Annotated in this window: 22 protein-coding genes; 12 read left to right on the top strand and 10 right to left on the bottom strand. The window is 68.8% G+C overall.

Annotated elements, in window-relative coordinates; all coding sequences use genetic code 11:
- Window positions 1-90: 90 nt before the first annotated feature.
- Window positions 91-843 carry a L,D-transpeptidase gene (locus tag ACWF9G_RS14365; protein ID WP_379309541.1) on the bottom strand — a complete coding sequence of 251 codons (753 nt, stop codon included), beginning with the start codon at window positions 841-843 and terminating at the stop codon, window positions 91-93.
- Between the two features lie 159 nt (window positions 844-1,002).
- Window positions 1,003-1,440 carry a winged helix-turn-helix transcriptional regulator gene (locus tag ACWF9G_RS14360; protein ID WP_452515659.1) on the bottom strand — a complete coding sequence of 146 codons (438 nt, stop codon included), beginning with the start codon at window positions 1,438-1,440 and terminating at the stop codon, window positions 1,003-1,005.
- 66 nt (window positions 1,441-1,506) lie between these two features.
- Here ACWF9G_RS14360 and ACWF9G_RS14355 point away from each other — a divergent pair, with 66 nt between their 5' ends.
- Complete coding sequence (locus tag ACWF9G_RS14355) at window positions 1,507-2,397, top strand: NADP-dependent oxidoreductase (protein ID WP_452515657.1); 891 nt, start codon at window positions 1,507-1,509, stop codon at window positions 2,395-2,397.
- A gap of 1 nt (window position 2,398) precedes the next feature.
- On the opposite strand, the gene ACWF9G_RS14350 is transcribed toward ACWF9G_RS14355, so the two are convergent.
- Complete coding sequence (locus ACWF9G_RS14350; protein WP_379309544.1) at window positions 2,399-3,058, bottom strand: cyclodeaminase/cyclohydrolase family protein; 660 nt, start codon at window positions 3,056-3,058, stop codon at window positions 2,399-2,401.
- Between the two features lie 150 nt (window positions 3,059-3,208).
- On the opposite strand from ACWF9G_RS14350, the gene ACWF9G_RS14345 reads away from it, so the two are divergent.
- Window positions 3,209-4,246, top strand: coding sequence for an LLM class F420-dependent oxidoreductase (locus ACWF9G_RS14345; RefSeq protein WP_452515655.1), 1,038 nt, complete (start codon window positions 3,209-3,211; stop codon window positions 4,244-4,246).
- Window positions 4,247-4,309: 63 nt separating this feature from the next.
- On the opposite strand, the gene ACWF9G_RS14340 is transcribed toward ACWF9G_RS14345, so the two are convergent.
- Window positions 4,310-4,645 (bottom strand): STAS domain-containing protein, encoded by a 336-nt coding sequence (locus ACWF9G_RS14340; protein WP_189023137.1) that lies wholly within the window; start codon window positions 4,643-4,645, stop codon window positions 4,310-4,312.
- A 174-nt stretch (window positions 4,646-4,819) separates the two neighbouring features.
- Here ACWF9G_RS14340 and ACWF9G_RS14335 point away from each other — a divergent pair, with 174 nt between their 5' ends.
- The 4 genes from ACWF9G_RS14335 to ACWF9G_RS14320 are packed head-to-tail and all read left to right on the top strand — an operon-like array spanning window position 4,820 to window position 7,637.
- On the top strand, window positions 4,820-5,350 hold the full coding sequence (locus ACWF9G_RS14335; RefSeq protein ID WP_452515654.1) for a pyridoxamine 5'-phosphate oxidase family protein: 531 nt from the start codon (window positions 4,820-4,822) through the stop codon (window positions 5,348-5,350).
- A gap of 60 nt (window positions 5,351-5,410) precedes the next feature.
- Window positions 5,411-5,890 (top strand): cation:proton antiporter regulatory subunit, encoded by a 480-nt coding sequence (locus ACWF9G_RS14330; protein ID WP_379309548.1) that lies wholly within the window; start codon window positions 5,411-5,413, stop codon window positions 5,888-5,890.
- Window positions 5,891-5,950: 60 nt separating this feature from the next.
- Entirely contained in the window at window positions 5,951-6,433 is a 483-nt protein-coding gene (locus ACWF9G_RS14325) for a cation:proton antiporter regulatory subunit (protein WP_379089301.1), read from the top strand.
- 10 nt (window positions 6,434-6,443) lie between these two features.
- Window positions 6,444-7,637, top strand: a complete 1,194-nt coding sequence (locus ACWF9G_RS14320) for a cation:proton antiporter (protein ID WP_379309549.1) — start codon at window positions 6,444-6,446, stop codon at window positions 7,635-7,637.
- Between the two features lie 50 nt (window positions 7,638-7,687).
- Here the strand turns inward: ACWF9G_RS14320 and ACWF9G_RS14315 are convergent, their stop codons facing one another.
- Both ACWF9G_RS14315 and ACWF9G_RS14310 read right to left on the bottom strand, forming a co-directional pair.
- Window positions 7,688-8,341, bottom strand: coding sequence for a response regulator (locus tag ACWF9G_RS14315; RefSeq protein ID WP_379033301.1), 654 nt, complete (start codon window positions 8,339-8,341; stop codon window positions 7,688-7,690).
- A complete protein-coding gene (locus ACWF9G_RS14310) occupies window positions 8,338-9,324 on the bottom strand; it encodes a sensor histidine kinase (RefSeq protein ID WP_379307010.1) in 987 nt (328 codons plus the stop codon). Before ACWF9G_RS14310 ends, ACWF9G_RS14315 begins: the two co-directional genes overlap by 4 nt.
- A gap of 181 nt (window positions 9,325-9,505) precedes the next feature.
- Here ACWF9G_RS14310 and ACWF9G_RS14305 point away from each other — a divergent pair, with 181 nt between their 5' ends.
- From ACWF9G_RS14305 to ACWF9G_RS14295, 3 genes are read left to right on the top strand one after another with little or no spacing between them, the layout of a single operon-like run.
- Window positions 9,506-9,772, top strand: a complete 267-nt coding sequence (locus ACWF9G_RS14305; RefSeq protein ID WP_452515653.1) for a hypothetical protein — start codon at window positions 9,506-9,508, stop codon at window positions 9,770-9,772.
- Between the two features lie 27 nt (window positions 9,773-9,799).
- Window positions 9,800-10,237 carry a CBS domain-containing protein gene (locus ACWF9G_RS14300; RefSeq protein WP_452515651.1) on the top strand — a complete coding sequence of 146 codons (438 nt, stop codon included), beginning with the start codon at window positions 9,800-9,802 and terminating at the stop codon, window positions 10,235-10,237.
- A gap of 10 nt (window positions 10,238-10,247) precedes the next feature.
- The gene (locus tag ACWF9G_RS14295; RefSeq protein WP_452515650.1) at window positions 10,248-11,531 is read left to right on the top strand and encodes an SLC13 family permease; all 1,284 of its coding nucleotides are present in this window, start codon (window positions 10,248-10,250) and stop codon (window positions 11,529-11,531) included.
- On the opposite strand, the gene hutG is transcribed toward ACWF9G_RS14295, so the two are convergent.
- On the bottom strand, window positions 11,522-12,460 hold the full coding sequence (gene hutG, locus ACWF9G_RS14290) for a formimidoylglutamase (RefSeq protein WP_452515648.1): 939 nt from the start codon (window positions 12,458-12,460) through the stop codon (window positions 11,522-11,524). The two genes, ACWF9G_RS14295 and hutG, sit on opposite strands and share 10 nt — an antisense overlap.
- 65 nt (window positions 12,461-12,525) lie before the next feature.
- Window positions 12,526-12,921: an IS200/IS605 family transposase gene (gene tnpA / locus ACWF9G_RS14285; RefSeq protein WP_452515646.1), complete on the bottom strand. Its 396-nt coding sequence runs from the start codon at window positions 12,919-12,921 to the stop codon at window positions 12,526-12,528.
- Window positions 12,922-12,959: 38 nt separating this feature from the next.
- Here tnpA and ACWF9G_RS14280 point away from each other — a divergent pair, with 38 nt between their 5' ends.
- The gene (locus ACWF9G_RS14280) at window positions 12,960-14,153 is read left to right on the top strand and encodes an RNA-guided endonuclease InsQ/TnpB family protein (RefSeq protein ID WP_452515645.1); all 1,194 of its coding nucleotides are present in this window, start codon (window positions 12,960-12,962) and stop codon (window positions 14,151-14,153) included.
- On the opposite strand, the gene hutI is transcribed toward ACWF9G_RS14280, so the two are convergent.
- Window positions 14,150-15,325, bottom strand: coding sequence for an imidazolonepropionase (gene hutI, locus ACWF9G_RS14275; RefSeq protein ID WP_452515643.1), 1,176 nt, complete (start codon window positions 15,323-15,325; stop codon window positions 14,150-14,152). The genes ACWF9G_RS14280 and hutI overlap by 4 nt on opposite strands.
- 13 nt (window positions 15,326-15,338) lie before the next feature.
- Entirely contained in the window at window positions 15,339-16,772 is a 1,434-nt protein-coding gene (locus ACWF9G_RS14270) for a purine-cytosine permease family protein (protein ID WP_452515642.1), read from the bottom strand.
- Between the two features lie 240 nt (window positions 16,773-17,012).
- Here ACWF9G_RS14270 and ACWF9G_RS14265 point away from each other — a divergent pair, with 240 nt between their 5' ends.
- Together ACWF9G_RS14265 and hutH are read left to right on the top strand one after the other, a co-directional pair.
- Window positions 17,013-18,419: an amino acid permease gene (locus tag ACWF9G_RS14265; protein WP_452515641.1), complete on the top strand. Its 1,407-nt coding sequence runs from the start codon at window positions 17,013-17,015 to the stop codon at window positions 18,417-18,419.
- 40 nt (window positions 18,420-18,459) lie between these two features.
- Window positions 18,460-20,034, top strand: a complete 1,575-nt coding sequence (hutH, locus tag ACWF9G_RS14260) for a histidine ammonia-lyase (protein ID WP_452515639.1) — start codon at window positions 18,460-18,462, stop codon at window positions 20,032-20,034.
- The last annotated feature ends 38 nt before the right edge of the window (window positions 20,035-20,072 follow it).

The following is a 20,072-nucleotide window of genomic DNA, read 5'->3' as shown; positions in this document are numbered from 1 at the left end:
AGTCGCCGTCAGGTTCCGTCCCGCAACGATTTCGTTACGGGCACGATACTGCGCTGACGGTGGGAACGCCGAATGCCACGAGGGAATTACTCACCAGTGAATGTAGACCGGGTCACCGATGCCGACATTTTCGTAGTACCAGGCCGCGTCGCCGGGGGCGAGATTGATGCAGCCGTGGCTCACGTTGGCGTAGCCCTGCGAGTCCACCGACCACGGTGCGGAGTGCACGAATACGCCACCCCAGGTGAGCCTTTCGGCCCATTCACCGTCGATGATGTAGCCCTCGGGATCGTCGAGCGGGATGCCGATGGTGCGCGAGTCGAAGACCACGGAACGGAACTTCTCCAGCACCGTGAAATTGCCCGTCGGCGTTTCGAAACCGGGCTTGCCCATGGACGCGGGCATGTCGCGCACGACCTGTCCGCCCATGCTGACGATGAACCGGTGCGTCGACAGGTTCCCTTCGGCGTAGACGCCCTGGTTGGTCTGGAATTCGGTGCGCTGGTTGCCGAATTGCACCGAGATCGGTGAGCTCGCCGGCAGCGTGCCGGTGGGAGTCCAGCGCAACCGGGTGTCGTCGACCCAGGCGAAGGTGCCGGGCAGCGCGTCGGTGGACCGGATCGCGACGGCGCGTTCGGCGCCGGCGCGGTCGGCGACCGGCGCCGCGAAGGAGAACGTGACGGGCGCGGCGACGCCGACGACCTGTCCGTTCGCCGGTGATATCGCGGTGACCGTAGCGGTCGGAGTTCCGTCGATCAGAGCCGCCGATGCGGATCCGGACCAGAATGCGGCCAGCAATGCCGCCATGGCCGCGACGAACAGGAAACGAAGTGCGTTCCTCATAAACGCCACCCCTTCAGTCACTCGTAGGCGGATTCCAAGTCTAAGCCGCCATGATCAACTAGACCTATCGAAGTGGTAACGGCCGACAGGCCTGCGGAGTGTCGCCTTGTGTTCGCACAGGTGAGGGCCCCGAGAAAGCGATCCCACATCGATACCGGTTCAGCGGACAGAGCCGGGGCGCGGCAGCGGTGCGGGCTCGATCCCCTGGGCGGCGTCGAATTCGGCTCTGGCGGCGGTGATCTCGTGATGGTGGTCCACCACCCAGGCGCCCATGGCGTGGCTGATCCGGCCCAGGTCGGCCCCGAGTGCGGTGATCGCGTACTCGACCCGGGGCGGGACCGTCGGATAGACCGTGCGCCGGACGAGACCGTCGCGTTCCAGGTCGCGCAGGGTTTTGGTGAGCATCTTCTGGGTGATGCCGTCGAGGCGCCTGCGCAGCTCGTTGAACCGCACCGGGCCATCCGCCGCGCGCAGGGCGCCCAGCACCAGCAACACCCATTTGTCGGCCAGTACGGACAGCAGTTGCCGTGCTGGGCAGTCCCGCAGGAACGCCTCGACCGAGTTCGCGCGATCACCAGCGGCCCGGGTGGTATCCATGGGGTACCACGGTATCCGAAAGGTGCCTACTACCGCAGAGATACCACTCGGCGCAGACTTGCCCGCATGTGGCAGATGACGCAGCGCAGTTTCGGTGGACCGGACGTGTTCGAGCGGGTGGAGGTGCCGCGGCCCGAGCCGGGGCCGGGGGAGGTCCTGGTCCGGGTGGTGGCCACGAGCGTGAACGCCGCGGACTGGAAGCTGCGCGGCGGCCTGATCCGCAAACTCGGGGAGCCGCCGCTGGTACTCGGTCTCGACGTCTCCGGTGTCGTCGTCGAGCGTGGCGACGACGCGACGCGATTCGCGCCGGGGGACACGGTGTTCGGCATGGTGTTCGGCGGGGCGAACGCCGAATACGTGGTGGCGCACCAGGATCGGCTGGCGGCGGTGCCGTCCTCGCTCGATCCGGTGCGCGCGGCGGCCCTGCCGGTCGCCGGGCTCACCGCCTGGCAGTCGCTGGCCTCGGTGCGCCGAGGGGAGCGGGTCCTGGTGCACGCGGCCGCCGGTGGCGTCGGGCACCTGGCCGTCCAGCTCGCCGCGCGCCGCGGTGCGGAGGTCGCGGGCACTGCACGGGCCGCCAATCACGATTACCTGCGCGAACTCGGCGTCGGCGAGCCGATCGATTACCGCACCACGGATTTCACCACCGCTGTGCGGGAGGTCGATCTGGTGCTCGACCTGGTCGGGGGCGACAACACCGACCGGTCACTGCGCGTGCTCAGCGCCACCGGCCGGGTGATCGCGGCGGAAGGCCCGGAGACGCACCCGGATTCGCGGGTCAGCCGGTTCTATGTCGACCCGACGACCGCGGCGCTGACCGAGCTGGCCGCCGCCGTCGACCGGGCCGACCTCGACCTGCGCGTCGCGACGATCCTGCCGCTCACCGAACTCGCCGCCGCGCATCGGCTCGGCGAGTCCGGTGGGGTCCGCGGCAAGATCGTGCTCACCGCGGCCTGAATCAGCCGCGCACTGCGTGCAGCACGTCGGCGTGCAGGGCGTCGGCGCGCGCGGCGATCGTGTCGACGCGCAGCAGCGCCGCGGCGAAGCCGTCACCCAGCGCGGCGGGCAGCGAACCGACGTTGATCTCGATGTTGAGTTGCGAGCTCATCGCCGCGGCGCGGGCGGCGTCGGCGGCCGCGCCGATGTCGGTGACCACGTTGGGGTTACCGATCGGCAGGAGTTCGGCGGCCAGCGACAGGATCTCGTCGGCCTCGTCGACCACCGCGGCGGGCACCCGCGCGGCCTCGACGAGTGCGGCGTTGATCGCCTCGGTACGGGCGGCGATCTCGTCGTCGGTGTCCTTGGGCAGCTTGTAGGCGGCACCGACGGCGGTGAAGGCGGCGGCGTCGGCATCGGCCAGCGCCAGCGACCGCGCCTGGGCGCCGTCGGCGGCCTCGATGATCCGGTCGACGATCGGCCGGTGCACGGCATCCTTGGCGCGGGTGGTGTAGCGCGCGACCATCGCGACCAGCGCCGCGGCCTGGGCCGCGTGCAGGGCGGCCACCGCCCCGCCACCCGGTGCGGGCACCTTGGCGCCCAGCTCCGACAGATAGTGCTCCAGGGTCACCGACCCGAACGAGGGGGCGATCTGCTGCGGCGAGGCGGTGGGCTGCGACACGACGTGGTGACCTTTCGATGCGGCGAGAACTGCGGTGGTACTCGCCTTTAACGCTACCGCGTGCCGACCGGAACACCCCGCCCGACCAGCACCTGCGCCCACAGACCGACCGGTCGGGGTGGCTGCGCGCGCCGGGGCTATGTTGGGTGCATGCGGATCGGATTGAGCATCAACTACTCGGGCGGGTTCAAGGAGGTCGCGACCGAGGTCGCCGACCTGGAACGCGCAGGCCTCGACATCGTCTTCGTGCCGGAGGCGTACTCGTTCGACGCGGTCAGCGCCCTGGGCTTCCTGGCCGCCCGCACCGAACGAGTGCAGTTGGCCTCGGGCATTCTGCAGCTCTACACCCGTACCCCCAGCCTCACCGCGATGACCGCGGCGGGCCTGGACTTCGTCTCCGACGGCCGCTTCATCCTCGGCATCGGCGCGTCCGGCCCGCAGGTCATCGAGGGCTTCCACGGCGTGCCCTACGACGCCCCGATCGGCCGCACCCGCGAGCTCGTCGAGATCTGCCGGAAGGTCTGGCGGCGCGAGAAGCTCAACTACCAGGGCAAGTACTACCAGATCCCGCTGCCCGCCGACCGCGGCACCGGGCTGGGTAAAGAGCTCAAGCTGATCAATCACCCCGTGCGCGAACGCATTCCGGTGCTGCTCGCCGCGCTCGGCCCGAAGAACGTCGAGCTGGCCGCCGAGCTCGCCGAGGGCTGGCAGCCGATCTTCTTCCTGCCCGAGAAGGCCAAGGACGTCTGGGGCGACGCGCTGGCGGCGGGCAAGGCCAAGCGCGACCCGTCGCTGGGGCAGCTCGAGATCTTCGCGGGCCCGCCGCTGGCGATCGGCGAGAACGTCACCCCGCTGCTGGACTTCGTGAAGCCGCACCTGGCGCTCTACATCGGCGGCATGGGCGCCAAGGGCAAGAACTTCTATCACACGCTGGCCACCAAGTACGGCTACGGCGCGGCCGCCGACCGTATCCAGGAGCTGTACCTGGCCGGTGACAAGCAGGCCGCCGCGCAGGCCGTGCCCGACGAGCTGGTCCGCGACGTGTCGCTGATCGGTCCGGAGGGCTTCGTCAAGGATCGCATCGCGGCCATGGCCGAGGCGGGCGTCACCACGCTGAACGTCACGCCGCTTGCCGAGAACGCCGCGGGCCGGATCAAGCTGATCGAGCAGCTGCGCGCGCTCTGCTGACCCGCCCACGACAACGCGCCGCCGCTGGGAGAACTCTCCGGGCGGCGGCGCGTTTTTCTGGGGTCAGGACGTGAACGACGCCAAGGCGGCGGCCAGCGTGGTGTGCATGGCGAACACCTGGTCCAGGCTCGTCATCTTCAGCTGACGGCTGGTGGCGGGCCCGTCGGCGACGATCGCGATCGCCGTGGTCTGGCCTGCCCGCTGATGCGCGGCGACCAGGGTCGCCATGCCCGCCGAGGCCAGGAACCCGACCGCGGTCAGGTCGATCACCAGCGTTGCCGGTTTGTCGGCCAGGATGGCCTCGATCGTGGCGTCGAGCGCGGGCGCGGTCGCCAGGTCGACCTCGCCGGTCACCGTCAGCACCGTGACGCCGTCGTGTACCGCCGTCGTGGTGGTCATCGTGTCCGTGAGTGGATACGCGTCTCCGGATGAGTTGGTCACGACTCAACAACACACAACTTCGCCCGAATACGCAAGCCGTTGCCGGTGCCGAACCGGTCGCACCTATACTGGAAAACCTGTGTGAGTCCTCCGTTGACCCGCCGGGCCAGCGCCTTTGTCAAGGGAGTGCCGATGCTGCCCGATCCCGTCGACGCCACCGACCTCAACATCTACGGCACCGACAAGCTGCCGTGGAGCCGGGCGCGCGCCGCCATCGAGAACGGCATCGCCGCCCTGGAGACCGCCCAGTTCCTCGGCACGGTCGGTCCCAACGGCCGGCCCCACTCGGCAGGCATCGGCGCGACCCTCGTCGGCGCGTATTTCTACTTCACCAGCGGCCCGGACACCCACAAGTCCCGGTATCTGGCCGCGAACCCGGCGTGCACCCTGTCGTTCCGTTTCCCCGACGACGTCGACCTGGTCTTCGAAGGCACAGCGGTCCGCACCACCGACCATGCCGAGATCGACCTGGTCACCGCCGACTACCGAGCCACCGGCTGGCCCGCCGAACGGGCGGGCGACGCCGTCACCGCCCCTTTCAGCGCCCAGAGCGCGGGCCCGGCGCCCTGGTACCTCTACCGCTTCACCGTCCACGCCGCGGTCGGTGTCGCCCTGACCGATCCCCACGGCGCCACCCGCTGGCGATTCGCACAGCGGTCTTGAGCCGTACTCACCGCGGGGGCAACGGCTGGTGTTATTCCGAAGTCGTCGTACTGTGAGGGCGTGAACATCGATGTGACGCCTTTACCGGGGATCGGCGTGTGCAAGGACTTCCCGCTGGCGCAGGCGCGTCGCCGGATCGGCGTGATCGAACACCGTGACGGCACCGTCGATCTGGTCGTCTCGCGGGCGGGGGACTATGACACGACCACGTCGATTCCCTTGTCGAGCAACGAGATCGGCGTGCTGGCCGGTCTGCTCGGTGCGCCGCAGGTGGTGCAGAAGACCGCGGCCGTCCATGGCGTCGGGGAACTGTCGACCAGGCAGTTCGCGATCGATCGCGGCAGCCCGTTCGACGGTCGGCCGTTGCGCGACACCGCGATGCGCACCCGCACCAAGGCCTCGGTCGTCGCGGTGGTCCGCGCGGGGGATGTGACCCCTTCGCCGGGAACGGATTTCACCTTCATCGCCGGTGATCTCGTCGTCGTTGTCGGCACCGACGAGGGGCTGGAGGCCGCCGGAAGGTTGCTCGACCAGGGCTGAGCGGCCGTGCGAATGGTAAAGAGAAGGTAAGGTATCGCCTAGCTGAGGTTAGGTGATCCAATGAATGTAGATGTGACTTCCCTGCCGGGAATCGGTGTCCGGAAAGAGTTTTCGCTGACGAAGGTGGACCGCCGCATCGGCGTCGTCGACCATCGCGACGGTGGCACCGATCTGATCTTCACCAAGGTCGGCGACCCGGATGCCACCGTGCAGATTCCGCTGTCGAGTACCGAGGCCCGCACTCTGGCCGGTTTGCTCGGCGCGCCCCAGTTGGTCGCGCAGCTGCGCGAAGAGCACCGTGACCTCGACGGGGTGAGCACGCGGTCGATGCCGGTGCCGTCGAACTCGGCCTACGCCGGGCGGCGCCTCGGCGAGACCGAGATGCGGACGAGGACCCGCGCGTCGATCGTGGCGGTGCTGCGCGCGGGGCAGGTCCATGCCTCACCGGGACCGGAGTTCGAGTTCCTCGGCGGTGACATGGTCGTCGTAGTCGGCACGCACGCCGGACTCGACGCTGCCGCCGCGATCCTCACCGACGGCTGAGCCGGTGCAGATCAGTGGATCCGCGCTGGCTTTGATCCAGCTCGGGGCGGTGTTCTTCGGTTTGGGTGTGCTCGGGCGAATCGCGGCCCGCGTCGGCCTCTCGCCCATCCCGCTCTATCTGCTCGGGGGTTTGGTCTTCGGGACCGGCGGCCTGATCGAGTTGCACGAGGTGGAGGATTTCATCCACATCGCCAGCGAGATCGGCGTCGTCCTGCTGCTGCTGTTGCTCGGCTTGGAGTACACGGCGGGGGAACTGGTCACCGGCATGCGCAAGTCGTGGACGGCGGGCCTGCTCGACCTGGTGCTCAACGCGACACCGGGCGTCATCGTGGCGCTGATGCTGGGGCTGGGGCCGACCGGCGCGATCGCGATGGCGGGCGTCACCTACATCTCCTCCTCCGGCATCGTGGCGAAGGTGCTCAACGACCTGGGCAGGCTGGGTAACCGGGAAACCCCGGTGGTCCTGTCGATCCTGGTGTTCGAGGACCTGGCGATGGCGGTCTATCTGCCGGTGCTCACCGCCGTGCTGGCCGGTGTCGGCTTCGTGGCCGGGTTGACCACCGTCGGCATCGCGCTGGTCGCGGTGACCGTGGTCCTCGTCGTCGCGCTGAGATACGGCAAGTACGTCTCGGCCATCGTGGCCAGCGAGGATCGGGAGATCTTCCTGCTCAAGCTGCTCGGTTCGGCGCTGCTGGTGGCCGGTGTCGCCTCGGCGGTGCAGGTGTCGGCGGCGGTGGGCGCGTTCCTGCTCGGTATCGCGATCTCCGATTCCACCGCGCACGACGCCACCAAGATCCTCGAACCGCTGCGCGACCTGTTCGCGGCGATGTTCTTCGTCCTGTTCGGGCTGAGCACCGATCCGGCGACGATTCCGCCGGTCCTGGGCTGGGCGGTGCTGCTGGCCGTGGTCACCACCACGACCAAGGTCGCCACCGGCTGGTGGGCGGCCAAACGCGCGGGCGCGTCCCAGCTCGGCCGGGCCAGAGCGGGCACGGCGCTGGTCGCCCGCGGCGAGTTCTCGATCGTCATCGCCGGCCTGGCCGTGGCCGCCGGTGCGGTGCCCGACGGGTTCGCCGCGCTGGCGACCACGTATGTGCTGCTGATGGCGATCATCGGCCCGATCGCGGCGCGTGTCGTCGAACCGGTCATGCGGGCCACGGTCGGCCGCAAGCAGCGCGTCGCGGTGGACTCGACCGCGGAGTGAGCCGCGTCCTCGGCCCCCGCAGCCTGCCGGCGCGGGGGCCGTCGGCGTTCTCACGGCTCGATCAACCCCGCGCGGATCGCGTAGCGGGTGAGTTCGAGCCGGTCGCGCAGCCCCAGCTTCTGCAGGATGTTGGCGCGATGCCGGTCGACGGTCTTCGCGCTGATCACCAGCGTGGCGGCGATGTCGCGGGCCGAGTAGCCCTCGGCGATGAGCTTGAGCACCTCCTCTTCGCGCGGAGTCAGAATCGCCTCGGGTAAGGCGGAGCCCTGCCTGGCCAGCTGGAGGTAGTCGCGGACCAGGGCGGTGACCGCGCCCGGGTACAGGAACGACTCGCCGCGCATGGTGGCCCGGCACGCCTCGATGAGGTCGCGGTCGGCCACCGATTTGAGCACGTAGCCCGACGCGCCCGCTTTCAGCGATTCGAAGAAGTACTGCTCGTTGTCGTACATCGAGAGCATGAGGATGCGCACGCCGGGCCGGGTGCGGGTGATCTCGCGGGCGGCCTGGATACCGGTCATCCGCGGCATGGCGATGTCGAGGATGACCAGATCGATCCGGTCGCCGGCCAGCGCGGTCACCGCGTCGAATCCGTTGGCCGCCTCGGCGACCACGCGCAGGTCCGGCTCGTTGTCCAGGATCATCCGCAGCCCGCTGCGGACCAGGGCGTGGTCGTCGGCCAGCAGGATCCGGGTCGGCTCGCTCATATCGGTGCTCCGTTCTGCCGCACGGGAATCGCGAGTTCGACCGCGGTGCCGCCCGCGATCGGCGAGGTGATGGTCAGCGTCGCGTCGATGAGCATGGCGCGTTCGCGCATGCCACGGATGCCCGCCCCGTTCTCGAGCACCCCGCCGCGGCCGTTGTCGGACACCCGCAGGATCACCGTGTCCGCGCGCGGTGTGAGTTCCAGCTGCACCTCGTCGGCGCCCGCGTGGCGCAGCACATTGGTCAGGCTCTCCTGCGCGATGCGATAGCAGACGAGTTCGACATCCGGATCGAGCCGGTCGATGTCCGGGTCGAGCCTGCGGTGCACGGGAATGCCCGCGGTGCGGGTGAATTCGTGACACAGCGCGTTGACGGCACTGTGCAGACCGAGGTCTTCGAGCACGTCGGGCCGCAGGCGTGCCGCGATCCCGCGGACCTCGTCGAGGCATCCGCGCACCGTTTCCTGCGCCTCCTCGACCTCCTCGCGCAAGCCGGCGGGCGCACGGTCGAGTACCCGTTTGAGCCGCAGCAGCGCCACGGTCAGGCTCTGCCCGATCTCGTCGTGCAGCTCGCGCGCGATGCGCTGCCGCTCGCCCTCCTGCGCGGCCAGCGCGGTCGCGCCGGCGACGGAGCGTTCGGCCTCGAGCCGGTCGAGCATGGCGTTGAACGTCTCGATCAGGTGGTGGAAGTCGCCGCTCGCGCGCCGGTCCAGCCGGGCGGCCCGGTTGGGTGGGTCGACCCGGCGCATCGAGGCGACGAGCTCGTCGAGCGGGGCGAAGCTGGTGCGCAGGGCGATCGCGTTGGCGGTGAGGATCACCGCGAGCCCGATCACCAGCACCGGCACCTCGGTCAGCCGGACCCTGGCGGAGACCGTAGCGGGGGAGAGCGCCAGGATCAGCGTGCCGAGGGTGAACACGACGCCGTTCAGCAAGCAGACCCGCCAGAACAGAGCCGTCACCGGTGTCCGGGCTGCTAGACGGTTCATACGACCCAGCATGCTGGTGCGCCTGCTCTGTGTCCATGGGGTCCGGCACCCATTCGGCACCCGCCCCGCCTGCCCCTGAGCAGGGAGAAATGGGTGTCACGGCCGATGGTGACGACGGCCAGGTCCGCCGAGACTCGATGCGTAAGCGCATTCGATCACGTCTGGAAGGACTCGCTCTCCGATGGACACCGATCGCACGACGATCCCCGGCACCGGCGTGCTGCACAACTTCCGCACCAGCGCAGGCTTCCGCTTCGCGCTGCTGACCGAGTCGACGGGAACTCGCCACCTGCTCACCTACGTCGCGGGCAGCGACGAACCGGCCGCCGATATCGCCCTGACACCAGACGAAGCCGACCAGATCGCCGAACTCCTGCACAGCAGTTCCGTCCGCGACCGGCTCTCCCGGCTCGAGCAGCGCATCGCCCTCCTCGCGGACCGGGGCTGAATCACCATGCGCGCCAGAGACATCGCGATGAATCTGCCGACCGTGCGGCCCATCGACCCGGTGGCCAAGGCGGTGCGGCTGATGGTCGTCAACCGGCTGCCCGGCCTGATCGTCGTCGACGACGCCGACCGGCCCATCGCCGTGTTGCCCGGCACCCAGGTGCTGCGCCTGGTGATTCCCGGCTCCTACCAGAACGATCCGACGCTGGTCCGCACGATCGACGAGGTGCACGCCGACCTGTTCTGGCAGGAACCGGGCAGCCTGACCGTCGGTGACTGCCTGCCCGACGGCGCGGTCTCCCCGGCGACCGTCACCCCGGACGCGACGCTGCTCGAGATCGCGATCCTGATGGCGCGCAAGCACAGTCCGCTCATCGCCGTGGTCGACCGCTCGCGCACCCTGCGCGGCGCGATCACCCTGGAACGGCTGCTGACGAGCCTGGCCGTCGCCGGCCCCGGCGACTGAGGCGGGACCGATGGCCGCAGCCCTCGCCGTGCTGATCTTCGTGGTCGCGTTCTACTTCATCGCCACGGAAAAGGCCGACAAGGTCAAGACAGTGCTGATCGCGGCGGGCCTGATGGCGGTGTTCGGGCTGATCCCCGGCGAGCAGGTGTTCTTCTCCCCGCACGAGGGCATCGACTGGAACGTCATCTTCCTGCTGCTCGGCATGATGATCATCGTCGGCGTCGTCAAGCAGACCGGCCTGTTCGACTACCTGGCGATCTGGTCGGCCAAACGTTCCCGCGGCAACCCGTACCGGCTGATGGTGATGCTCATGCTGATCACCGCGGTGGCCTCGCCGTTCCTCGACAATGTCACCATCATCATGCTGGTGGCGCCGGTGACGGTGGTGGTGTGCCGCAGGCTCGGCCTCGCCGCGCAACCGTTCCTGATCGCCGAGGTGCTGGCCGCCAATATCGGTGGCGCGGCGACGCTGATCGGCGATCCGCCCAACATCATCATCGCCAGCCGCGCCGGCCTGACCTTCAACGACTTCCTGATCCACATGGCGCCGATCGTCGTGCTCACCTTCGCCGTGTTCGTCGTGCTGACCCGGCTGCTGTTCTGCTCGGCACTGCGCACCGAGCCCGGATCGGTCGACGCGGTGCTGGCGTTGCAGGAGCGCCGTGCGATCCGCGATCCGACACTGCTGGTCCGCTCGCTGATCGTGCTCGCCGGGGTGATCGTCGGGTTCTGCCTGCACGGCATCGTGCACGTGTCGCCGTCGGTGATCGCGCTGGTCGGCGCCGGCGTCATGGTGCTGGTCTCCGGGCTCGACATCGGTGAGATCCTGCAGGAGGTGGAATGGCCGACCCTGGTGTTCTTCATGGGGTTGTTCGTGATGGTCGCGGGACTGGTCCACACCGGTGTGATCGCCGCGATCGGCACCGCCGCGACCGGGGTGGTCGGGGACAACTACTTCCTCGCCGCCACCGCGCTGGTCTTCGGTTCCGCGCTGCTCGGCGCGTTCGTCGACAACATCCCGTACACGGCGACCATGGCACCGGTGGTCGAGGGCATCGTCGCCGACGCACCCGACCCGGAAACCGGCCGTTCCCTGTGGTGGGCCTTCGCGCTCGGCGCCGACTTCGGTGGCAACGGCACGGCGGTCGCGGCCAGCGCGAACGTCGTCGCCCTCGGTATCGCCGCTCGCGCCGGACAGCGAATCACCTTCTGGCAGTTCACGAAATACGGCATCCTGGTCACCGTTGTCAGCACGACGATGGCCTGGATCTATGTGTGGCTGCGCTACTTCTGACCGTTCGGTTCAGCGGGCACGTGCCGGGTGACAAGGCGGTGGATCAGGCGGGCGGCGGTGCGGGCGGTGCGCTGGTCGATATCGAGGCCGGGGTTGAGCTCGGCGACATCGACCACGGCGAGTGTGCCACTGGCGGTGACCTGATCGCAGACGGCCTGGATCGTCGACAGCGCGACGCCGTAGGCGGCGGGCGCGCTGACGCCGGGAGCGACCGCGGCGGGCAGCACATCGAGATCGATGGTCAGATATAGCAGATCGATCCCGGCCAGGAAGTCCGCGACGAACGCGGTGACCCTGGCCGGTTCGCAGTCGTCGTCGAGCAGATACCGCACGCCGAACCGGTCGGCGGTGTCGAACAGGGCGGTGGTGTTGCTTGGCTGGCTGATCCCGACCACCGCGTAGCGCACGTCGGGGTCGGCCTCGAGGATCTGCCGGAACGGCGTGCCCGAGCTGGGTACCGGATCGGGGCGCAGGTCGAAATGCGCGTCCAGATTGAGGATTCCGACGATGGTGCCCGGCGTGCGGCGGGCCGCACCCGCCACCCCGAGGTACGTGCCGTAGGCGACTTCGTGCCCGCCACCGAGGACGACCGGGAAGGCGCCGTCGTCCAGCAGGTCCGACACCGTCGCACCGAGCAGGCGCTGACCGTCTTCGAGCCGGTCGTCGGTGACCGCCACGGTGCCCGCGTCGAACGCGCGCAGCGGGGTGCCGAGCGCCATCGGTGACAGCGCGCGGCGCAGCGCCTCCGGCCCCTGCGCCGCACCCCGGCGACCCTTGTTGCGCCGCACCCCTTCATCACTGGCGAAGCCGACGAACACGCACGCACCGGGATCGGCGCCCGGCTCGTACGACGTGACCGCCTGGTGCCAGCGCAGATGCTCGGGCCTGGTGCCGTCGATCCGGCCGGTCCACGAGGATTCCGACATCATCGGGCAGACCTCATCGAGAGAGCTCCGAGGAAACCCCGGGCTTCAGCCGTGGGGAGGAATCGGAGCTAAACGTTTTTCTGGTTCTCGACATAGCGTTTCACTACCTCCAGGGTTGCGCCGCCGACAGTGGCGACGAAGTACGAGTTGGTCCACAAGGTGGGCAAGCGGGACTTGAGGGCGGGGAACTCGGCGCGCAGGACGCGGGAGGAGCGGCCCTTGATCTGTTTGACCAGGCGGTGAATCCCGAACTGCGGATCGCATGAGACGAGCAGGTGCACTTGGTCGGGCATGGTTTCCAGCTCGATGATGTGTGCGTCTCGTTCGGTGCAGACTTCCTGGATGAGTTGCTCGAGACGGTCTTCGATGCGTCCGTCGATGACTGGCCGCCGGTATTTCGGGCACCACACGACGTGGTAGGTGCAGCAGTAGACGACGTTGTTGTTCGATCGGATCTCGTCCACGCTAACAGTATATTGCTCAGTGCTGTATAACCGAACGTATGGGCGAGACCGTGCGCTACACCTACCGCTTGCGCCCCGGTGCGCAAGCGGTGCGCGCGCTCGAATCCGAATGGCATCGCTGCCGTTTCCTGTGGAACGAAGCCGTCCACCAGCAGTGCGACGGTGAAAGGCCCACCTTCTCTCGCCTGTCGAAGATGCTCACCGAAGCCCGTGCCCGCACCGCATGGTTGCGGGAGGGATCGCAGGTCGCCCAACAGCAGATGCTGCGCACCTACTCCCAAGCATTGGACCATTCGTTCAAGGTGAAGGGACGCGGCCGACCGACCGTCAAGCGGCGCAGGACTTCCCTGCCGTCGTTGGAGTACACGACACGCGGGTTCGGTATCGCCCACGGCAAGCTCGCCTTGCCGAAGGGCGTCACCATCCCGGTCGTGTGGTCGCGGGGGCTGGCGTCCCCGCCGTCGTCGGTCCGCGTCTACAAGGATTCGCTCGGCCACTGGTACGCCTCGTTCGTCGTCCGCCGCGAAGTCGAACCCGCTCCCATCGCCACGGGCGCGATCGGTATCGACTGGGGTGTCTCCACCACGGCAACCACCACCAGCCCCGCCCATGACCTGCCGTATTCGGGGCATCGCCGCCGCTGCGCCGCCGAACTCGCGCGCGCCCAGCGGAAGATGGCCCGCCGACGACGCCCCAGGGGCCAGGCCCCCAGCCGCGGCTACCAGCAGGCGCGGCATGAAGCTGCCCGCCTGCACAAGAAAGCGGCCCGGCAGAACGCCTATGCGGCACGAGTGTGGGCGCGTCGTGTCGTCGCCAACCACCACACAATCGCGGTTGAGGACTTCAAACCGAAGTTTCTCACTCGTTCCACGATGGCGCGGAAAGCGGCGGATGCTGCGATCGGTGCTGCGAAACGAGAACTGATCGAGCGTGCCATGCGGGCGGGGCGAAAGGTGGTGTTGGTTCCGCCCGCATACACGACGATGACCTGCGCGAGCTGTGGAGCGAGAGCCAAGCAGCGGCTTGCCTTGCAAGTGAGGATCTTCAGTTGCGAGTCCTGCGGGCACACCGCAGACCGTGACCGGAACGCCGCCACCGTAATTCTGGCGGCCACGGTAGAACTCGACCGTGCCAGTGCTGACGACGTAAGACATTGCGGGCCTCCCTCCGGGGCGGTCAGTGGTGCAGTCCGAGCTGGAAATCCCCCGGCTTCAGCCGTGGGGAAGGGTTAATTCGAGTAGGCGAGCACGCCGCCGCGCCACACCTGGCTGATCAGCGGGACTCCGGGACGATAGGCCAGATGCAGGTGCGACGGAGCGTCCAGCGCGATCGCGTCGGCCCGCACGCCGGGCGTGAGCGCGCCGATATCGGTGCGCCGCAACGCCTGTGCGCCACCCGCGGTCGCCGCCCAGACTGCCTCATCGGGAGTCATGTGCAAGTCCCGGACCGCCAGGGCGATACAGAACGGCAGGCTCGTCGTGTAGCTCGTGCCGGGATTGCAGTCGGCGCCCAGCGCCACGGTGACGCCTGCGTCGAGCAGTGCCCGCGCGTCGGGATAGCTGTTGCGGGTGCAGAAGTCGGCGCCGGGCAACAGCGTGGCCACGGTCTCGCTGCCCGCCAGCGCGTCGATATCGGCGGCGCTCACATGCGCGACGTGATCGACCGACGCGGCGCCCAGCTCCACCGCGAGCTGCACACCGGGTCCCTGATGCAGCTGATTGCCGTGCACGCGCGGCACCAGACCGTGCGCGATGCCCGCCGAGAGCACCGCGTGGGCCTGCTCGCGGTCGAATGCGCCCTGCTCACAGAACACATCGATCCACCGGGCGTGCGGCGCGCACCGTGGAATCATCTCGGCGCACACCATCGCCACGTAGTCGTCGGCCCGCCCTGCGTACTCCGGCGGCGGCACATGCGCGGCGAGCAGGGTCACCTCGTCGGTGAACCGGCCCGCGATCACGACGCTGCGCAGTTCGTCGGCGATGGTCTGGCCGTAGCCGCTCTTGCATTCGACCGTCGTGCTGCCCGCGCGCAGCGACTCGTCCATGAGCCGCTGCACATTCGCCGCGAGCTGCTCGTCGGTCGCCGCGCGGGTGGCCTCGATGGTGGTGCGAATACCTCCGGCCCCGTAGGGGCGCCCGGCCATCCTGGCCGCGAACTCCTCGGCGCGATCACCGGCGAACACCAGGTGCGAGTGGGTCTCGACGAATCCCGGCAGTACCGCCCGCCCGCCGAGGTCGACGCCGGTGTCGGCGGCGGGCGCGTCGGCGCTGTCGCCGACCCAGACGACGGTGTCGCCGTCGAAGACGACGGCGGCGTCGCGCCGGATGCCGAGCGGACCGTCGCCCAGGGCGGGATCGTTGGTGACGAGGGTGCCGATATCGGTCAGTGCGGTGGTGGGCACTGGGGGAGTCCTCCTAGCTGCGGGTGTCGACCATCTCGGTGTGCGTGGGGTAGATCATGCGCGCGGGCGGGTCGGCCGTGCGGCGCGCGATCGGGTAGTAGATCGCGCCGGTGAACACGATGCCGACGATCCAGGAGATATCGGCGCCGCCGAGCAGGTGCGTGATCGGACCGGTGTAGAGCTTCTGCGCGAGGAACGGGATCTGGGCGAGGACGCCGAGGCCGTAGCAGAGCAACGCTGGCACGTTCCACGCCCCGTAGCGCCCGTTCGGATCGTAGAGCGCGGGCAGGTCGACCCGTTCCTTCGAAATCAGGTAGTAGTCGATCAGATTGATCGCGCTCCACGGCGTGAACACCATGAGCAGCACCAGCACGAAGTTCTTGAAGTTGTTCAGGAAGTCCGCGCTCGCGGCGAGCGCGATCACCATCGAGACGCCGACGAAGCCGACGATGTACAGGGTGCGAGCGCGGGTGGAGATCTGCGAGCGGCCGTCGAACGCGGTCACGGTGGTCAGGATCGACATGAACCCGCCGTAGGCGTTGAGCACGTTCACCGTCAGCTTGCCCACCACGATCACCAGATACACGCAGAACGCGAGGAACGCGGGCCCGGCCAGCTCGCCGAGGAACCCGACTTGATCAGCGAGGAATGCCTTGCCCGCGACCGCGGCCACCAGCGCGCCGAGAGTCATCGACCACTGCGAGCCGAGCACGCTGCCCAGGAACGTCGACCAGAACGTGGTGCGCTCGCTGGTGCTGCGCGGCAGGTACCGGGAGTAGTCGGCGACGTACGGGCCGAAGGTCAGCTGCCAGCCAGCGCCGAGGGAGATCGCGAGCAGGAAGGTCGCCGCGTCGAACCCGATCACGCCGACGAAGTCGCCGACCGGATACTCGGCGAACAGCCGGACCGTCAGATACGTGAACCCGACGATGCCGATCACCGTCGCGACCCGCCCGACGACATGGATCAGCCGATACCCGGTGACCGCGACGAACGCGGTGAGCGCCCCGAAGATCACGATGCCGATCACCGGATTTTCGACATGCAGCATGTTGTTCACCGCCTGCCCGGCCAGCACGGTGCCGGTCGCGGCGAAGCCGAGGTACATCAGGATCACCAGCACCAGCGGGACCACCGCGCCCTTGACCCCGAACTGGGCCCGGCTGGAGATCATCTGCGGCAGGCCCATGCGCGGTCCCTGCGCCGAGTGCAGCGCCATCACGACTCCGCCGAAGACATTGCCCAGCAGCAGGCCGATGATCGCCCACAGCGCGTCGGCGCCGAACACCACCGCGAGCGCGCCGTCCACGACCGCCGTGATCTGCATATTCGCCCCGAACCACAGCGTGAACTGGCTGCGCGGTGTGCCGTGCCGTTCGCTGTCGGGGACGACGTCGATGGTGCGGCGTTCGGGCGTGAGGAGGTCCTCGGAGCCGGTCGTTGTCATAGCGGCCTGTCTTTCTGCGGTGACGCCGTCGACCCGAGCATGTGCGCTGGGTCACGTTCGATATGTATATGCCTGTATAGACAGGTACGTCAAGCGCTAGGCTCCCGGTCGACCACGCCGCGCATTGACACGGCTGTATATACAGGTTTATACATGTACCGGTCGCTGTGACCGGCCCCACAGGCGAATCCATCGGGTGATCACCCGCTCCGTGCGCCTTTCCGATCCCGGGAGAATGGTTTGAACAAGCCCGTTGCTGTGCTGACGCGCGGACTCACCGCGCGCCACATCCGTTTCATCGCGCTCGGCTCGGCCATCGGCACCGGCCTGTTCTACGGCTCGGCGGAGGCGATCCACCGCGCGGGCCCGTCGGTGCTGCTGGCGTACCTGATCGGCGGCGCCGCGATCTATATCGTGCTGCGCGCCCTGGGCGAGATGGCGGTCAGCAACCCGGTCTCGGGCTCGTTCGGCGAATACGCCAGCAAGCACCTCGGTCCGCTGCCCGGCTTCCTGACCGGCTGGACCTACACCTTCGAGATGCTCATCGTCTGCCTGGCCGACGTCACCGCGTTCGGCGTCTACATGGGCTTCTGGTTCCCCGACGTGCCCCGCTGGATCTGGGTGCTGTCGATCATCTTCTTCATCGGCGCCGTCAACCTGCTCAGCGTGAAGGTGTTCGGCGAGGTCGAGTTCTGGTTCAGCCTGGTCAAGATCGTCGCCATCGTCGCGATGATCGCCGGCGGCATCGCCATCCTGATCTTCGGCTTCGGCATCCACGACACCAGCGGCGGCGTGCAGAATCTGTGGACCGACGGCGGCTTCTTCCCGACCGGCTTCGGCGGCTTCGTCGCCTGCTTCGCCATCGTGATGTTCGCCTTCGGTGGCACCGAGATCATCGGCATCACCGCGGGAGAGGCCGAGGACCCGCAGCGCACGATCCCGCGCGCGATCAACACCGTGCCCATCCGGATCATCCTGTTCTACGTACTCACCCTCGCGGTGATCATGGCGATCAACCCGTGGCAGAGCATCGGCGACGAGGGCAGCCCGTTCGTGCAGATCTTCCAGAGCCTTGGCCTCGGTCCCGCGGCGGCGGTGCTCAACGTCGTCGTGATCACCGCGGCGCTGTCGGCCATCAACAGCGACATCTTCGGCGCGGGGCGGATGATGTATGGCATGGCCCAGCGTGGTCAGGCGCCCGCGGTGATGCGGCGGGTCTCGCGCAACGGCGTGCCGTGGATGACGGTGGTCGTCATGACCGTCACCCTGCTTGTCGGTGTGCTGCTGAACTACCTGATCCCGGACAAGGTGTTCCTGGTGATCGCCTCGATCGCCACCTTCGCGACCATCTTCGTCTGGCTGATGATCCTGTTCTCGCAGTACCGCTCGCGACAGCGGATGTCGGCGCAGCAGGTCGCCGCGCTGAAGTTCCCGGTGCCGTTCTGGCCGTACGGGCAGCTGATCACCATCGGTTTCCTGGTGTTCGTGATCGCGGTGATCGCCTTCGACGCCGACAGCAGGGTGGCGCTGGTCGTCGGCGCGGTGTGGCTGGCGCTGCTGTGCGTGGCCTACCGCCTGTGGGTGCGCCCCGTTCCGGCCGAGCCCGAAGCGGTTCCCGCGCCGGAACCCGTCGCCGATATCGCCTGAAAGTTTTTGTCTCGCACAGAGTTCGGAATGGAGAAGCATAGTGAGCATCGACTCGGACCGGTCCGCGCCGGTCACCGTGGAACCGGTCGTCGTCGGCACGGGTCCGGTGGCGCCGCAGGACGTGGTGCGGGTGGCCAGGGACGGCGCCGCGGTGCGGCTGTCCGACGCGGCGCTCGCGGCGATGGGGGAGAGCAGGCGGCGGATCGAGGCGCTGGCGGCCGACCCGAAGCCGGTGTACGGCGTGTCCACCGGGTTCGGCGCGCTGGCCGTCCGCCACATTCCGCTCGAACTACGTAAGCAGTTGCAGCGCAGCCTGATTCGCTCGCATGCGGCGGGTTCGGGTGCCGAGGTGGAGCGGGAGGTGGTGCGCGCGCTGATGCTGCTGCGCCTGTCGACCCTGGCCACCGGCCGGACCGGCGTGCGGCCGGTCGTCGCGCAGACCTATGCCGCGCTGCTGTCGGCGGGGATCACGCCGGTGGTCTACGAGTACGGCAGCCTCGGCTGTTCCGGTGACCTCGCGCCGCTGGCCCACGTCGCGCTGGCCGTCCTCGGTGAGGGCACGGTCCGCGACGCCGACGGCGCCTTGCTGCCCGCCGCGGAGGCGCTGGCGGCCGCGGGCATCGCCCCGGTCGAGCTGGCGGAGAAGGAAGGCCTGGCGCTGATCAACGGCACCGACGGCATGCTCGGCATGCTGGTGCTCGCCTGCCACGACCTGCGCGATCTGCTGCGCCTGGCCGATGTGACCGCGGCCATGAGCGTGGAGGGCCTGCTCGGCACCGACAAGGTCTTCGCCGCCGACCTGCAGGCCCTGCGCCCCCAGCCCGGCCAGGCGATCGCCGCCGCCAATATGACCCGTCTGCTCGCCGATTCGGCGATCGTGGCCAGTCACGCGACCCCTGACTGCACCGTCGTCCAGGACGCCTACTCGCTGCGCTGCGCACCGCAGGTGGCGGGCGGCGCCCGCGACACCCTCGCCCACGCCGAACGCGTCGCGGGCTACGAACTGGCGTCGGCTGTCGACAATCCCGTGGTCACCCTCGACGGCCGTGTCGAGTCCAACGGCAATTTCCACGGCGCCCCCGTGGCCTATGTGCTGGACTTCCTCGCCATCGTCGTCGCCGATGTCGCCAGCATCAGCGAACGCCGCACGGACCGCTTCCTGGACAAGGCCCGCAACCACGGCCTGTCCCCGTTCCTCGCCGACGATCCCGGCGTCGACAGCGGCCACATGATCGCCCAGTACACCCAGGCCGCCATCGTCTCCGAGCTCAAGCGCCTCGCCGCGCCCGCCTCGGTCGACTCGATCCCGTCCTCGGCGATGCAGGAGGACCACGTCTCGATGGGCTGGTCGGCGGCCCGCAAGCTCCGCCGCTCCATCGACGGTCTCACCCGGGTTCTCGCGATCGAGGCCCTCACCGCCGCCCGTGCCCTCGACCTGCGTGCCCCGCTGACCCCGGCCCCGGCGACAGCGGCCGTCCGCGATGTTCTGCGCGCGCACGTCGACGGCCCCGGCCCCGACCGTTACCTCGCCCCCGAGATCGACGCCGCAGTCCGCCTCGCCGCCTCCGGTGCCCTCCTCGCCGGCGCCGAATCGGTGGTCGGACCGCTAGGCTGACTCGTTTCGCCGACGGTGCCCCTGCCGAAATCGGCAGG

Source organism: Nocardia sp. NPDC055029 (assembly GCF_053608525.1).
Note: the sequence above shows the minus strand (reverse complement) of the source record. Positions and strands in the feature narration are given on the sequence as shown.